Origin of the sequence: Blautia caccae (genome assembly GCF_040095955.1) — a bacterium.
Lineage (GTDB): Bacteria > Bacillota > Clostridia > Lachnospirales > Lachnospiraceae > Blautia > Blautia celeris.
In genome coordinates, this window is the sequence record NZ_JBBMFP010000033.1 from 19,790 (window position 1) to 33,863 (window position 14,074).

The 14,074-nt window shown below is 49.2% G+C and carries 15 protein-coding genes; 13 read left to right on the plus strand and 2 right to left on the minus strand.

The window, feature by feature from the left end:
- Positions 1-7: 7 nt before the first annotated feature.
- The 13 genes from WMO65_RS24050 (at position 8) to WMO65_RS24110 (ending at position 12,830) form a co-directional block, all read left to right on the plus strand.
- Entirely contained in the window at positions 8-952 is a 945-nt protein-coding gene (locus tag WMO65_RS24050) for an ABC transporter ATP-binding protein (RefSeq protein WP_243128797.1), read from the plus strand.
- Positions 942-1,604 carry an ATP-binding cassette domain-containing protein gene (locus tag WMO65_RS24055; protein WP_148392120.1) on the plus strand — a complete coding sequence of 221 codons (663 nt, stop codon included), beginning with the start codon at positions 942-944 and terminating at the stop codon, positions 1,602-1,604. Before WMO65_RS24050 ends, WMO65_RS24055 begins: the two co-directional genes overlap by 11 nt.
- Positions 1,579-2,166, plus strand: a complete 588-nt coding sequence (locus tag WMO65_RS24060; protein ID WP_033142477.1) for a DJ-1/PfpI family protein — start codon at positions 1,579-1,581, stop codon at positions 2,164-2,166. The genes WMO65_RS24055 and WMO65_RS24060 overlap by 26 nt, the downstream gene beginning before the upstream one ends.
- Positions 2,167-2,200: 34 nt before the next feature.
- A complete protein-coding gene (locus tag WMO65_RS24065) occupies positions 2,201-2,485 on the plus strand; it encodes a metal-sensing transcriptional repressor (RefSeq protein WP_054353338.1) in 285 nt (94 codons plus the stop codon).
- Positions 2,486-2,934: 449 nt separating this feature from the next.
- Positions 2,935-3,693: an IclR family transcriptional regulator gene (locus WMO65_RS24070; RefSeq protein WP_033142475.1), complete on the plus strand. Its 759-nt coding sequence runs from the start codon at positions 2,935-2,937 to the stop codon at positions 3,691-3,693.
- A 242-nt stretch (positions 3,694-3,935) separates the two neighbouring features.
- On the plus strand, positions 3,936-5,108 hold the full coding sequence (locus WMO65_RS24075) for a Glu/Leu/Phe/Val family dehydrogenase (protein ID WP_148392122.1): 1,173 nt from the start codon (positions 3,936-3,938) through the stop codon (positions 5,106-5,108).
- Positions 5,109-5,178: 70 nt separating this feature from the next.
- Entirely contained in the window at positions 5,179-6,429 is a 1,251-nt protein-coding gene (locus WMO65_RS24080) for an MFS transporter (protein WP_033142473.1), read from the plus strand.
- A gap of 27 nt (positions 6,430-6,456) precedes the next feature.
- Complete coding sequence (locus WMO65_RS24085) at positions 6,457-6,660, plus strand: 4Fe-4S binding protein (RefSeq protein ID WP_148392124.1); 204 nt, start codon at positions 6,457-6,459, stop codon at positions 6,658-6,660.
- 12 nt (positions 6,661-6,672) lie between these two features.
- The gene (gene vorB, locus WMO65_RS24090) at positions 6,673-7,725 is read left to right on the plus strand and encodes a 3-methyl-2-oxobutanoate dehydrogenase subunit VorB (protein WP_033142471.1); all 1,053 of its coding nucleotides are present in this window, start codon (positions 6,673-6,675) and stop codon (positions 7,723-7,725) included.
- A gap of 1 nt (position 7,726) precedes the next feature.
- Positions 7,727-8,464 (plus strand): thiamine pyrophosphate-dependent enzyme, encoded by a 738-nt coding sequence (locus WMO65_RS24095; RefSeq protein ID WP_033142470.1) that lies wholly within the window; start codon positions 7,727-7,729, stop codon positions 8,462-8,464.
- Positions 8,465-8,466: 2 nt separating this feature from the next.
- Positions 8,467-9,006, plus strand: coding sequence for a 2-oxoacid:ferredoxin oxidoreductase subunit gamma family protein (locus WMO65_RS24100; protein ID WP_148392126.1), 540 nt, complete (start codon positions 8,467-8,469; stop codon positions 9,004-9,006).
- A 58-nt stretch (positions 9,007-9,064) separates the two neighbouring features.
- On the plus strand, positions 9,065-11,167 hold the full coding sequence (locus WMO65_RS24105) for an acetate--CoA ligase family protein (RefSeq protein WP_033142468.1): 2,103 nt from the start codon (positions 9,065-9,067) through the stop codon (positions 11,165-11,167).
- On the plus strand, positions 11,148-12,830 hold the full coding sequence (locus WMO65_RS24110) for a BCCT family transporter (RefSeq protein ID WP_243128798.1): 1,683 nt from the start codon (positions 11,148-11,150) through the stop codon (positions 12,828-12,830). The genes WMO65_RS24105 and WMO65_RS24110 overlap by 20 nt, the downstream gene beginning before the upstream one ends.
- 180 nt (positions 12,831-13,010) lie before the next feature.
- Here the strand turns inward: WMO65_RS24110 and WMO65_RS24115 are convergent, their stop codons facing one another.
- On the minus strand, positions 13,011-13,580 hold the full coding sequence (locus WMO65_RS24115; protein ID WP_148392128.1) for a DUF6434 domain-containing protein: 570 nt from the start codon (positions 13,578-13,580) through the stop codon (positions 13,011-13,013).
- 24 nt (positions 13,581-13,604) lie between these two features.
- On the minus strand, positions 13,605-14,018 hold the full coding sequence (locus WMO65_RS24120; RefSeq protein WP_243128799.1) for a GNAT family N-acetyltransferase: 414 nt from the start codon (positions 14,016-14,018) through the stop codon (positions 13,605-13,607).
- Positions 14,019-14,074 lie beyond the last annotated feature (56 nt).

The following is a 14,074-nucleotide window of genomic DNA, read 5'->3' on the forward strand; positions in this document are numbered from 1 at the left end:
GTAGAACATGAAAAAAGAACGAATGGAAAATGCGCCTCTGCTGAAAGTGGAAGACCTGTCCGTATCCTTCCACATGTATGACAAGGGGCTGGAACAATATGATCTGAAAGTAATATCCAACCTGAGCCTGGATGTGAAACCGGGGGAGATCGTGGCAATCGCAGGCTCCAGCGGCTCCGGGAAAAGCCTTCTGGCTCATGCTGTCATGGGAATCCTGCCAGAGAATGCCAGGCTCACAGGCAGTATCACATACAAGGGCGAGATCCTTGACCAGAAGAAAAAGGAGGCTTTCAGAGGTACCCGGATCGCCCTGGTGCCCCAGTCCATCGCCTATCTGGATCCCCTTATGAAAGTGGGAAAACAGGTGACGGGAGGCGACCGGGGAAAAGAGGCAGAAATTTCCCAAAGGGAGATTTTTAAGAGATTCCATCTGGATGAAAAAATAGAAAAATATTATCCCTTCCAGCTTTCAGGCGGCATGGCCCGCAGGGTTCTGGTGTCAACGGCTGTCATAAGCGACGCCTCTCTGATCATCGCAGACGAACCCACACCGGGCCTGGATCTGGAAATGGCTCTGGAAGCGCTTAAAGTATTCCGCGAGCTTGCGGACGAGGGAAAGGCAGTGGTGCTCATCACCCATGACATTGACCTGGCCTTTCATATTGCTGACCGGATCGCCGTATTTTATGCCGGAACCACAGTGGAGATGGCAAGGGCGGAAGATTTTCTGGAGGGTGCGGGAAAGCTGCGCCATCCATACTCCAAAGCACTGTGGCAGGCACTTCCCCAGAACGGCTTCAGACCCATTCCGGGATTTCAGCCATATGCCAGGTATCTGCCAAAGGGATGTCTCTTTTCTCCAAGATGTCCCCATAAGACAAAAGAGTGTGAAAATGATATTCCCATGAGCGAGATCAGGGGAGGATATGTGAGGTGTATACATGCGACTTGAAGCGAGAAATTTAGGGTTTTGCTACGCAGGCGGGCCGTGGATTTTGAAAGACGTGAACTTTTCCATGGAGGAAGGGGAACGGGTGGGCCTGGTGGGGCCAAGCGGCTACGGAAAAAGCACATTGGTAAAACTTTTGGCGGGATATCTGGAACCCTGTGAGGGGGAAATCCTGCTGGATGGAAAACCCATGAAAAAGAAAGGCGTCTGCCCGGTGCAGCTTATCTACCAGCACCCGGAGAAGGCGATCAATCCCCGCTGGAAGATGAAGAAGGTCCTGGAGGAGTCAGGCATGTACCGGGAGGAAGTGCTGGAGGCCCTGGGGATTGAGGAGGAATGGCTGGAGCGGTATCCGAGGGAGCTTTCCGGGGGAGAACTGCAGCGCTTCTGCGTGGCGCGCTCCCTGTTCGAGGGGACACATTTTCTGCTGGCTGACGAGATGAGCACCATGCTGGATGTGATCACGCAGGCGCAGATCTGGAATCTCATGCTGCGTGAGGTGGAAAAGAGAAAAATAGGTCTGCTGGCAGTCACACACAACATGGCCCTGGCAGACTGTGTGTGTACCAGGACCATCAATCTGGCTCAGGTGAATCACATAAAATGTGCGGAGGAAAGCGGGTGTAAAAATGGATGTGAATATGGTACTGTTTGATGATTTTGAGTGTATGGATATCTTCGGGCCTGCAGAGATACTGGGGAAACTGCAGAAATATTTCCACATCCGTTATCTCTCCGTGTCAGGGGATGTGATAAACAGCGTGCAGGGGGCCAAGATATGGACGGATTTCCTGATCCCGGAGGAGGTGGAAGGCATTCTTCTGATCCCGGGAGGAAAAGGGGCGCGGCGCCTTCTGTGGCAGGATGAGCGCACTCTGAATCTGGTGAAGCAGGCGGCAGAGAATGCAGATACCTGTATGATGGTGGGCAGCGGCTCCGCGATCCTGGCACAGACAGGGCTTCTGTACAGGCGGAAGCTGGCGGACTGTCCCCTTGACAAGAACTGGAACAGGATGTTTACAGCGGGTATTGAGAGAATCGAGGGGGCCAGGGTGGTGGCAGACGGAAAATACTACTCCTGCAGCAGTACAGCTGCAGGGCTGGATATGACACTCTGGATGGTGGCAGACCAGATCGACATTGACGTGGCAGCAGAGGCAGCCCGGCAGATGGGATATCCCTGGGACTCTGCCGGCGGGGAGGAGATCTATTGCTGACAGGGCGCAAAGGGAGTGAGAAAGGAACTGTGCGATGAGAGAAGAGAAAAAAGACACAGGTACGAAGTATGATAAAAGCATGGTAAACCGTCTTGCCAGGGCTACCGGTCATCTGAAGTCCATACGCGGTATGGTGGAGGAGGGGCGCGACTGCAGTGAAGTCCTGATCCAGCTTGCGGCTGTGCGCTCCGCAGTCAACGGTGCGGGGAAGGAAGTGCTGAAACAGTACATGGATGAGTGTATTGAGGAAGCTCTGGAAAAGGGAGACACGGAGAGTCTGAAACGCCTGAACAAGGCTCTGGATTCTTTCCTGAAATAAGATTTTGCAAGGAACCCCGGGATGGGGAAATCAGGCAGGGAAAAAACACTGCGGACACAGCAGAAAGCCCTTATTTGGCGGGGAAAAAAGAGTGAAACTTTTTCTCTTTTATAACCCAGGGGGCGGCTTGCGGGAAGGGGCCGGGTGTTGTATGATGATATCACGGTTAATCTTCCTCCGATCGATGACCGTAAAAATTACAGTATTGGCTGGCGTGCCGTCCCTCCGCTTATAAAACGGTACAGAAAAGCCTGATTTGAATTCACAGACACTCCAAGTTCAAAAAGCCGCATCCTATGACGGGATGCGGCTTTTTGCGTATCCTTTGTAAACATATGCTTGTAATGTGTGGTCGGAGATGGTAATATTTTAGTAAGGTACAATAATGAACAGGGTTCTTATATACGGAACAAACGGCACCTATATAAAAATCAGGAGGGCGAACCGCTATGAGTGAAGAGAGAGAGATCAAGGTAAAAAGCCTGCAGAAGGCTTTGGAGATTCTGGGATGTTTCGTGGAAAAACAACCTCTGGGTGTGACGGAGATCAGTGAGAAGCTGGGATTATACAAGAGCAACGTGCATAATATTTTAATGACCTTCAAGGCTATGGATTATCTGGAACAGGACCCGGAGACCGGGAAGTTCAGGCTGGGAACCGCAGTGTTTACCCTCAGCCGTGCGCTGAAGGAGAGCCTTACCATTTCCAAGGTAGTGCTGCCCTATATGCATCAGATCGCAAAAGAGGCGGGAGAGCTGGTATATCTTGCCATTCCCCATGAAGATGAGGTGGTCTATCTGGAGGCAGTCTATCCGGAAGGCCAGATGCTGCCCGGCAGGTCGGTCACAGGGGAGCGCTCAAAAATGTACTGCACCAGTGTGGGCAAGGTCATCCTTTCCCAGATGACGGATGAGGAAGTGGAGGAGATCCTGAGCCGCGAGAAGAAGGCATTCACAGACTATACCATTACAGACAAGGAGAAGCTGTGGGAGGAAGTCAGGAATGCCAGGAGAGACGGCTATGCTATGGACAACATGGAGAATACCTTCGGCGTCAAATGTGTGGGAGTTCCTCTGCTGAATCACCTGGGCAAAGTGGAGGGCGCCATGAGTATCAGCACCCCTTCCCTTCGCATGGATGATGAGAAGCGGGATATTTTCGTACAGATCCTCAAACGATATGCAAATGATATTCAAAAACGTCTATAGAAAATAAAAGATCAAATTTGGATAATTTGCACAAAAAGGAAAAAGATTCCCATAAGATATTGAAAAATTAAACAAGGTGTGATATGCTCATAACATCAAAAAAGAACGAAGTTCTTACATACAGAACAGAAAGAAAAAGAATTCAGAATGGTTACTCGGCAAAATGCCGAGTAAAAAAATAAAACCAATGAAGAACAGGGTTCTGTAATAGAGAACAATTTAAAAATGGGAGGATTTTTACAATGGCAAACAAACCGTATTTAGTAGTGGAATGGAACGACACAGAGACAGATGCAAAGGGATGGATGTGTGCATACAACTTCGTAAATCATTACTGCGGAGGCGGAACAAGAATGCACCCCACCGTTACCAAGGAGGAAGTGGTCCGCCTTGCAACAACCATGGGATACAAATACAAAGCATGTGAGTCCCTCACAACAGGCGGATGTAAAGCAGGTATCGCCTATGACTACAAAGCTCCGGATGCCCTGGATGTTCTGAGGCGTTTCCTGACAGCCACCGCTCCGGTTATCAACGCAGGTGTTTCCATCGGCGGAGATTTAGGGGTGGACTACTCCGACGTTTTAAGGATTTTAGATGACCTGGGAATCGGTATTCCGCAGACAAAGGCCATGAAGGAAGATCCGGATATCCATCAGGGTATTGTAAACCATGACAGAGCGGAAAAAGAACTGACATATGACGGCTTCAAAATGTATGACATGATCACAGGCTACGGTGTTGCGGCCGCAGCGGATGAAGCGTGGAAGATGAAGGGTGGAAAAGAAGGCGCTACCGTTGTGATCCAGGGCTTCGGATGTGTAGGAGCAAGCTGTGTGAACTCCCTGAACGACATGGGCTACAAGGTGATCGGAATCGCTGACGTAAATGGACTTGTTTACTGCAAGGACGGCCTGGACATTCCTAAACTGGTGGCAACCAGACTTCCGAAGGGCGAATTAAATAAAGAAGCTTTCCAGGACAACTATGAAATTTATCCAAACAGCCAGTGGCTGGAAAAAGAATGTGATATCCTAATTCCCGCAGCCCTGGAAGATGTTATCAATAAAGACAATGCTGACAAGATCAAAGCATCCCTGTTAGTGGAGGCAGCCAATATCCCCACCACACCGGAAGCAGACGAGATCCTCCGCAAAAAAGGTGTAGACGTAGCTGTTGACTTTATTACAAATATGGGCGGCATCCGTATCTACGAAGCAATTATCTTCCGCATTGTAAAGATTGAAGACATGAACGATGAGGATGCGGCAGCAGCAATCGTAAAAGATACCGTAGACTTGATCCGCAAACAGACACGCCGGGTATTTGAGGAGTCCAAAAAGACAGGTGAATTCACCCGTGACGTAGCCAGAAGGCTGTTCACACCGGACAAATCCGACACTCCGGATATGTAATCCGTTATTCTGCTAGATAGGGTGGGGATGCGAAAAAAGCATCCCCATTCTATGCATATGGAGGTTTTTTATGAATTCAAAAGTGAGAAAATATCTTACGGTCATAACCCTTGGCCTGGCAGGAGGTTCCATCTATTTTCTGCCCTACGTGAAATACATTTTTTATGACGCACAGCTTGCAGCCATGCATATGAGCAACACCCAGTCCGGCCTGTTGCTCACCATGTACACCGTGGGAAATATGATCCTCTACATACCGGGCGGCATCATTGCAGATAAAGTGTCACCGAAAAAAGCACTGATCATATCTTTGCTCAGCACATCAGCTCTGGCTTTCCTGTACGCATTTACCATGGACTTTAAGATCGCCATGTTCATCTGGATGGGGCTCTCCTTCAGTACGGCATTTGTATTCTGGTCCGCGCTCATGAAAGCAGTCCGCATCATCGGAACAGAGGAAGAACAGGGATTCATGTACGGTCTTTATTATGCCTGCAACGGAATTACAGCAGCCCTGACCAATACGCTGGCGCTGAACATTTACAAGACAGCAGGCGGAAATATGGAACAGGGATTTTTCCGAGCCGTTCTGGCAGGCGGCTCCGTTGCTATTATCGCAGCCATTCTGCTGTTCTTCCTTATGCAGGGCAGTGACAAAAAGGATGAAAAAGTTGATGACGGGGAACCAAAATTCAACATGGGTGATGTGGGAAAACTGCTGAAAAACCCCGTTGTCTGGATCGTCTCCTTTACTATTTTCTGCGGATATGGTTTTTACACCAGTATATCCTATTTCAATCCGTATCTGACCGAGGTGATAGGTGTATCTCCGGAGAGTTCAGGATTTATCTCCATTGTCCGCAACTACCTGCTTCTGCTGCTGGCTCCTGTGGGCGGCATCATTGCAGATAAAGTATTTAAATCCACCTGTAAATGGCTCTCCACGGCATTTGTCATACTGGCAGTTCTTTTCGGGGCAGTTCTCATTCTGCCTTCCGGTATCAGTCCCATGGCAGCCAGCCTTTACACACTGATTCCGGGGGCATTCGCCATGATGATGTACGGCGTTGTATTTTCCACGGTCAGTGAGGCGGGAATCCCCAGAGCTATGACGGGAACCGTGATCGGTATTGCATCCATCATCGGCTATCTGCCGGATTCCATCTACTCTGTGCTCTTTGGAAAGTGGCTGGATGCCTTCGGCGGCTCAGGGTACAATTTTATTTTTGGTTTTCTTGCAGTTTCAGGTCTGGTGGGAGCCACACTGGCAATGTTGATTTACAGGCACGGTAAGAAAGCAAAACAGGGAGCAATCTCCTGAAGTATTTATAGAAAGGAAAATGAAATTATGGGAAAAGAAAAAGTTTACACCAATCCCGTCCGCTGCAAAGGCTGCGGGTATTGTATCAACGCATGTCCTCAGGAGGCCATAAAGGAATCCGGCCATGTAAACGCCAAGGGATACAATACGGTTGAAGTGAATGCAGAGAAATGTGTGGTATGCGGTATGTGTTACCGCGTATGCCCGGATTATGTGTTTGAAATACGATGAGGGAGGTTCATTATGGGAAAAGTATTATTTAAAGGAAATGAGGCTCTGGCGGAGGCCGCTCTGGCAGCCGGATGCCGCTTCTACAGCGGATATCCGATCACTCCGCAGACAGAGATTCTGGAATATCTCTCCTGGAGAATGGAAGATGTGGGCGGGGTGTTCATCCAGGCAGAGTCTGAACTGGCAGGCGTCAACATGGTACTGGGAGCATCCGCAGCAGGTGCAAGGGCACTGACCACATCCGCAGGCCCCGGATTTTCACTGAAACAGGAAGGAATCTCCTACCTGGTGGCAGCAGACCTTCCGGCAGTTATCGTGGATGTTATGCGTATCGGCACAGGTCTTGGCGACATTGCTCAGGGTCAGGGGGACTACTGGCAGCTCACAAGAGGCGGCGGCCACGGGGATTACCACACACTGGTACTGGCACCGGCTTCTGTTCAGGAGAACGCGGACCTTATGGTGGAAGCCTTTGATCTGGCTGAAAAATACCGCCATCCGGTTCTCATCGCCTCCGACGCGGCCATCGGCCAGATGATTGAGGCTGTGGAGATTCCGGAATTCAGGGAACACGATATTGATAAATATGACTGGAGCATCAAGGGATGTAAAAAAGGCTGTGAACAGCGCAAGATCCAGAACGTTTATTATACCCATCCGGATTATGAGAATTACCTGAGAGAGAAATACGATGACATGGAGCGCGATGAACAGCGCTATGAGAATATTCAGGTGGAAGATGCAGAACTGGTGCTTGTGGCTTATGGAATCAGTTCCAGAGTATGCCGTGAGACCGTTGAACTTGCAAGAGAAGAGGGCCTGAAGCTGGGACTCATCCGCCCCATCACACTGTGGCCGTTCCCGGTGAAGGCATTTGAGGAGGCAAAGAACGCCAAAGCATTCCTCACTGTGGAGATGAATATCTTAGGCCAGATGACAGACGATGTGCGCCTGGCTACCGGCGGAAAATATCCGGTTGACCATTTTGGTTCTATTTTCGAGATTCCGGAATCTGACGGGATCATCGCGAAAGCAAAAGAAATGCTGAAAAAGGAGGGCGTATGATATGAGACTGGTAGCTCCTGAAACCGTAACATTTACGCAGAGTGGCTTCTGTCCCGGATGCGGACACGGCCTGGCAGTCCGTCTGATTGCCGAAGTAATGGAAGAGATGGGTTTAAGTGAAAAGCTTCTGGCTGTGGTTGACGTGGCCTGCGGTTCTTTAAATATTGATTCCTGGAGATTTGACACAGTTATGGCAGCCCACGGACGCCCCGTGGCTACCGCAGTGGGCATCAAGAAGGTGCGCCCGGAAAATCCGGTGCTGGCTTATATCGGCGACGGCGCCGCATACTCCATCGGTATGGCGGAGACCATGCATACCGCACTGCGCAATGACAACGTGGTGACTGTAGTCATCAACAACAGCTTATACGGCATGACCGGCGGTCAGTGTGCGCCTACATCCCTTCCGGGGCAGATTACCACCTCCACACCGAGAGGAAAAGACCCGGAAAAGATGGGTATGCCGTTTCGTGTTGAGCAGGCATTTACCGGCTTCGACATTGCCTATCTGGCAAGAGGCACCATGGCAGATGCCAAGGGTATGATCCAGTGTAAGAAATACATCAAAAAAGCATTTGAGAAACATATGAAGGGCGAGGGATTCTGCCTGGTTGAGCTGCTCTCCCCATGTCCAACAAACCTGAACATGACTCCTGTAAAGAGCATGGAACACCTGAAAAACGAGATGGAGAAATACTTCCCTCTGGGTGAATTTAAAGACAAAAAGGAGGAGGAATAGACATGGCAAAAGAAATCATTTGTGCCGGATTCGGCGGACAGGGAGTGCTGACAGCCGGAATGCTCCTCATCAATGCCGGCATGGAACAGGATAAAAATGTTTTATTTTACCCCTCCTATGGTTCAGAGATGCGCGGCGGAACCGCTAACTGTACCGTGAAGATCAGTGACAAGCTGATCGCCAGCCCGGTTTCCAAGCACCCGGATATTCTGTTCACCATGAACACACCGGCTATCGATAAGTTCGAGGATCGTCTGAAACCCGGCGGGCTTCTTCTGGTAAATTCCTCCATCGTGCCCGAGGACAGGAAATACAGAGAGGATATCAAGGTAGTAAAGATTCCCGCAACGGATATTGCCGCAGAGGTAAAAAATCCAAAGGGTGCCAACCTGGTCATGCTGGGAGCACTGGCGGCCCACAGTGATCTGTTTACTATTGAATATATGGAAACAGCCATTGTCTCCTTTTTTGAGAAAAAGGGAAAGGGCAAATATAATGAGAAGAATGTAGCCTGCTATCGCCGTGGGGTGGAGGGCAGATAATATAGGGGTTTTGAGTAAGAGGGCGGTTCTGCCGCCCTCTCACAGGAGGTAGAAAACTATGGATTTGACAAAACTGCTGAAACCGAAGTCCGTAGCAGTCATCGGTGCCAGTGAGAAGGAAGGATTCGGCGGCGATGTATGCCGCAATATCCTTACTTATATGGAAGACAGAAGCCATGTATATTTTATACATCCCAAGCGTGACCAGGTCTTTGGGGTTCCCTGTTATAAGAGTGTGACAGAAGTACCGGAATCCGTGGATCTGATGGTCATCTGTACTTCCCAGAAGACAGTGATCCCTCTGTTAAAAGAAGGGGCTGCAAAAGGATGCGGCGGTGCCGTGATATTTGCCAGCGGATACGGTGAAGTGGGAACCGATGAGGGCAGGGCAAATGAAAAGGAACTGATGGAGACCGCCAGGGAGCTGGGCATTGCCGTTATGGGACCGAACTGCGCGGGATTCGTCAATTATGTGGACAATGTGCAGGCCTTTGCGTTTATCTCTGACAAGAGAGACAGAAAAGGCAGTGTGGGTGTCGTCTCCCAGAGCGGACAGCTCTGCCTGTCCCTGATGGACTGCCCGGGCATGCGTTTCTCCTACAGTATATCAGCCGGAAACGGAAAGATCGTCCAGATGGAGGATTACATGGATTTCCTGGTTGAGGATGAGAATACAAAAGTAGTCAGTGTCTATATTGAGGGCGTTAAAAATGCGGATAAATTTGCGGCAGTTCTGAAAAAAGCTGCGGACAAGAGAAAACCCGTCGTTATCCTGAAGGCAGGAAGAAGTGCCAAGGGCGGCGCCATTGCAGCCTCCCATACGGGAAGCCTTTCCGGTTCCGATGCGTCCTTTGACGCTGTGCTGAAAAAGTTCGGCGCTATCCGTGTGGATGATCTGGAAGAGCTGATGGCCATGTCCCTTATGCTCTCCACCTTAAAACAGATGCCAAAGCAGGCCACATTTGCCTCCATGAACCTCTCCGGAGGGGAGACAGGAATCTGTGCCGATGTGGGAAGTTTAAACGGTATCGAATACCCGGATTTCACGAAGGAGACCCTGGCTTCTCTGAAAGAGCAGCTTCCCTCTTACGCCTCACCCAACAATCCGCTGGATATGACGGCGAGCCTCTCCTATGACGCGGATCTGTACGCGGGAGCGCTTCGCACTGTGATGGATGACCCCAATATCGGTATGGTCCTCATTGGCTATACACTGCTTCTGGAGATCGCGGACCCGGCTATCCACTATATGTACCAGGGAATTGAGAAAGTGGTAAAAGAAAAAGGGGAAAACTGCAAACCGATCGCCATGATCCCCTTTGCGGAAAACACCAGGAATGCGGAATACCAGGAAAAGCTGTTCAATATCGGTGTACCGGTGCTTCCGCCTACGGTCTATGCGTTTAAGATCCTGCGCCACCTGGCTGATTTTATTTCCTATACACCGGAGAATAAGAGCCTGAGTCTTGCAGTGGGCCAGAAGAAGAGCGATGAGACCTATGCCCTGTCCGAGCATGACAGCAAGAAAGAGCTGGGAGCCTACGGGGTTCCGGTTCCCAAGGAAGTCATTGTCACATCTGCGGAGGAAGCGGCAGAGTTTGCCAAGAACACAAAGGAAGCTCTGGTCATGAAAGTGGAATCCGCTGATATTCTGCACAAGAGTGATGTGGGCGGTGTGAAACTGAATATCCATGGTCCTGAGGAAGCGGTTCAGGCATATAATGAAATTATGGAGAGTGTATCATCGAAACGTCCTGATGCGAAGATCAACGGGATTTTAACGGTTCCCATGTTAAAATCAGGAGTAGAGATGATCATCGGTGTGAACAATGACCCGCAGTTCGGCCCCATGGTCATGGTGGGAATGGGCGGTGTGTTCGTGGAGCTGTTCAAGGATGTGGCACTGTACCCGGCGCCCATCAGTAAGGCGGAGGCCTTAGACATGCTCAGATCACTGAAATCCTTTAAACTGCTGAACGGTTACCGCGGCGGGGCAAAATGTGATATTGACGCCCTGTGTGATACCATTGTAAGCATTGCTGATTTCGCCAGTGCAAACAGGGATACCCTGAAGGAATTGGATATCAACCCTCTGTTTGTATACCCGGAAGGGGAAGGGGTAGGCGTAGCTGACGCCCTTGTTGTCAAATACAAAGAGTAAAACCGATGACGGAACGGTTGGCATCATAAAGGAGGGACACGATGTGAAGCTGTTTGAGAAGATTGAGAAGAAAGTTTTTATCCCGGCTGTAGTGATCCTGGCAGTCATAATTATTCCACTGTATCTGGCACCGGAGATTTCCAACCAGATAATTTCAAGTGTATTTGAGTTCTGTACAGGAAGGCTGGGGTTTCTGTACCTGCTGGCCTGTCTTGTATCCTTTGGTTTTCTGATCTGGCTGACAGTCAGTAAGCACGGGAACGTGAAGCTGGGCAGCGCTGAGGATAAGCCGCAGTACTCCAATCTCTCCTGGATCGCCATGCTTTTTACTGCAGGTGTGGGAACCAGCATCGTGATTCTGGGCTTTCTGGAACCGATTTACTATGTAAGCGGCCCTCCTTTTGATCTGGAGCCGTTTGGCAAACAGGCATATGAGTATGCCCATATGTACGGACAGTTTCACTGGGGCCTGAGTGCCTGGGCGTTCTATAACCCGGCTATCATCGCCACAGCCTATATGATGTTTGTACGCAAAAAACCGGGAATGCGTCTGAGTATTGCCTGCGAGCCTGTTTTAAAAAAGCATGCAAAAGGTTTTTTGGGAAATGTGATCGACATGCTTGTTATTTTCGGTATTGTGGGTTCCATTTCCACATCTCTCGGTATCGGGGCGCCTGTACTTTCCGTGATCATCCGGGAAGTATTCGGTATCCCGCAGAACTATGATTTTGTTGTGCGTATCATAGTATTGATCATCTGGGTCTGCATATTCGGAACCTCCGTATATCTGGGCCTGGATAAAGGAATCCAAAAACTCAGCAACATAAATGTTGTAATGGCATTTATCTTTATGGCAATTGTGCTTTTTGTGGGGCCGACAACAGATATTTTTAAGATGGAAGTGAATTCGCTGGGGCTGTACGCTTCGGATTTTGTGAAGATGAGTACATACACAGACCCCTTCGGAAGCGGAAAGTTTACGCAGGAATGGACAGTTTTCTACTGGGGTTGGTGGCTGGCCTTTATGCCTATGATGGGAATGTTTGTGGGACGTATTTCCAGAGGGCGAACCATTCGGAATGTCGTGTGGGGACAACTGATATGGGGATCTCTGGGCTGCTGTGTAAGCTTTATGATATTCGGAGGATACTCTTTATTTCTGCAGGAAACAGGCAGAGTGGATCTCGCGTCCATTCTGCAGAGTGAAGGGCAGAGCGCTGCCATTGTAGCGATTCTGCAGACTCTGCCAATGCCTAAGCTTATGATGATATTCCTGTGTCTTGTCTGTTTTGTGTATCTTGCCACAACCATTGATTCCTGTGCCTATGTATTGGCCGGGACAACCATGAAGAGACTGAAAGGAGATGAGGAGCCTGCCAGATGGAACAGAATATTCTGGGCGATTTTGTTCTGTCTTCTGTCAATCGGCCTTATGCTGATCGGCGGACTGGAGGCAGTGAAGACCATTTCCGTACTCACAGGGCTGCCGCTGATCGCGGTGTTGATCTTATTGATCATTTCAGTAAAGAAGATGCTTACCGGGGAAGATAAAAGAAAAAAGGCTGAAAATGCCGAAAATGAGCCCCAGGAGAAAGCAGATTCCCCTGAAATAGAAAAAATATCCCCTGGGGTGGCTTGTAAAACGGAAAAAGATTCGCTATGATATAACCATAGCCGCATCCTCCGCAAACTGCGGCTCCAAATGAATTTGGATTCACGCATGACATACAAAGGAGGCTGTACCCGCTTTGGCGGGGTGCAGCCTCCTTTGTGTATCTGCAAAATGTTTTTCAGGGCAGTATGTCACCAAAGGTATAGCTGTGGTGTGTTATGGATAAAGGAGTTATAAAATATGCAGGTCTGATTTTTCATAACGGTTGTGGCCCGGAAGGCTTTTTTTATATTTCCAGCATTTAATAGCATCCTCCAATGGTTTGCCGGTATTTTCCGCATAAAAGTCACGGATATAGGTGTTGTATTCAAACTGGCGGTCAATGGCTGTTCTGCCTTTTTTCTTATCCTGCTGTATCTGAAAGTAAGCTTCAATGGCCTGCTGATACGTTTTTCCCGTATTGGTTTTCAGCCATTTCTGAAAGGGGACCAGAAAGGTGAAGCCGCTGCCGATTCTGGATTGGAAAAATGCCCGGTGTACTTCAGAGCAGACAAAATTTGGTTCAATGAGGGTATCTTCCGTTATTTCTGTGTACACGGGTTTTGTTTTTGGCTTTTTGGAAGCAGCAGAAATTTCTCCTGTGTCCAGAAAGTGCGCGATCCGGTCAGTCAGCTCCAGTTTTCCGCCTGACGCTGGTATGCCGTTCTGACGGCAGAACGCGGTTAACTCCTCTTTCAGATAGTAATAACTGCGGAAAGTATCTCCGTCCAGATGCTTGTTTAAAACAGGTCTGTCATTCATTTTTCTTCTCCTGACATATCAATTCTATAGACGCCACCATATCGTTTCATCTCTTTTATACTCTGTGAAACCGCATGTTTTCAATATGTTCTGGGAGGCAGAACCCTCCGAATCCGTTTCTGCGGTCACATGCTGTACCCCGTTCTGACCAAGTGCCCACCGGCACAGAGCTTTCACAGCTTCCGTCATATATCCGTTATGTTCAAAGGCTTTACCAAGGCCGTAACCGATCTCCACTTCACCCTTTTCATCGGGAATATCTTTGAAGCTTGCAGAGCCTACAACAGTCCGGTCAGATTTTCGGATCAGAAACCAGAAGGTGTACCACATATAATGTGCGGGATCTTTTTTACACGCGAGAAGCTGTGAGGATACAATTTCCTTAAATATGCCCTCCATGGGTTCAGCCTGATAGGAGCAGTCAAGTTCTTTCTCCAACTGCGGGATCTGGTCTGTCCATAATGTAAGCTGGGCGGAGCGCAGATATTATTCTG

Excerpts from the sequence above, each read along its gene's own strand:
- WMO65_RS24100 (WP_148392126.1), top strand. The coding sequence starts at position 8,467 with ATGGCAAAAGAAATCATTTGTGCCGGATTCGGCGGACAGGGAGTGCTG.
- WMO65_RS24080 (WP_033142473.1), top strand. The coding sequence starts at position 5,179 with ATGAATTCAAAAGTGAGAAAATATCTTACGGTCATAACCCTTGGCCTG.
- WMO65_RS24065 (WP_054353338.1), top strand. The coding sequence starts at position 2,201 with ATGAGAGAAGAGAAAAAAGACACAGGTACGAAGTATGATAAAAGCATG.
- WMO65_RS24105 (WP_033142468.1), top strand. The coding sequence starts at position 9,065 with ATGGATTTGACAAAACTGCTGAAACCGAAGTCCGTAGCAGTCATCGGT.
- WMO65_RS24085 (WP_148392124.1), top strand. The coding sequence starts at position 6,457 with ATGGGAAAAGAAAAAGTTTACACCAATCCCGTCCGCTGCAAAGGCTGC.
- WMO65_RS24075 (WP_148392122.1), top strand. The coding sequence starts at position 3,936 with ATGGCAAACAAACCGTATTTAGTAGTGGAATGGAACGACACAGAGACA.
- WMO65_RS24060 (WP_033142477.1), top strand. The coding sequence starts at position 1,579 with ATGGATGTGAATATGGTACTGTTTGATGATTTTGAGTGTATGGATATC.
- WMO65_RS24050 (WP_243128797.1), top strand. The coding sequence starts at position 8 with ATGAAAAAAGAACGAATGGAAAATGCGCCTCTGCTGAAAGTGGAAGAC.
- WMO65_RS24095 (WP_033142470.1), top strand. The coding sequence starts at position 7,727 with ATGAGACTGGTAGCTCCTGAAACCGTAACATTTACGCAGAGTGGCTTC.
- WMO65_RS24115 (WP_148392128.1), bottom strand. The coding sequence starts at position 13,580 with ATGAATGACAGACCTGTTTTAAACAAGCATCTGGACGGAGATACTTTC.
- WMO65_RS24070 (WP_033142475.1), top strand. The coding sequence starts at position 2,935 with ATGAGTGAAGAGAGAGAGATCAAGGTAAAAAGCCTGCAGAAGGCTTTG.
- WMO65_RS24055 (WP_148392120.1), top strand. The coding sequence starts at position 942 with ATGCGACTTGAAGCGAGAAATTTAGGGTTTTGCTACGCAGGCGGGCCG.
- vorB (WP_033142471.1), top strand. The coding sequence starts at position 6,673 with ATGGGAAAAGTATTATTTAAAGGAAATGAGGCTCTGGCGGAGGCCGCT.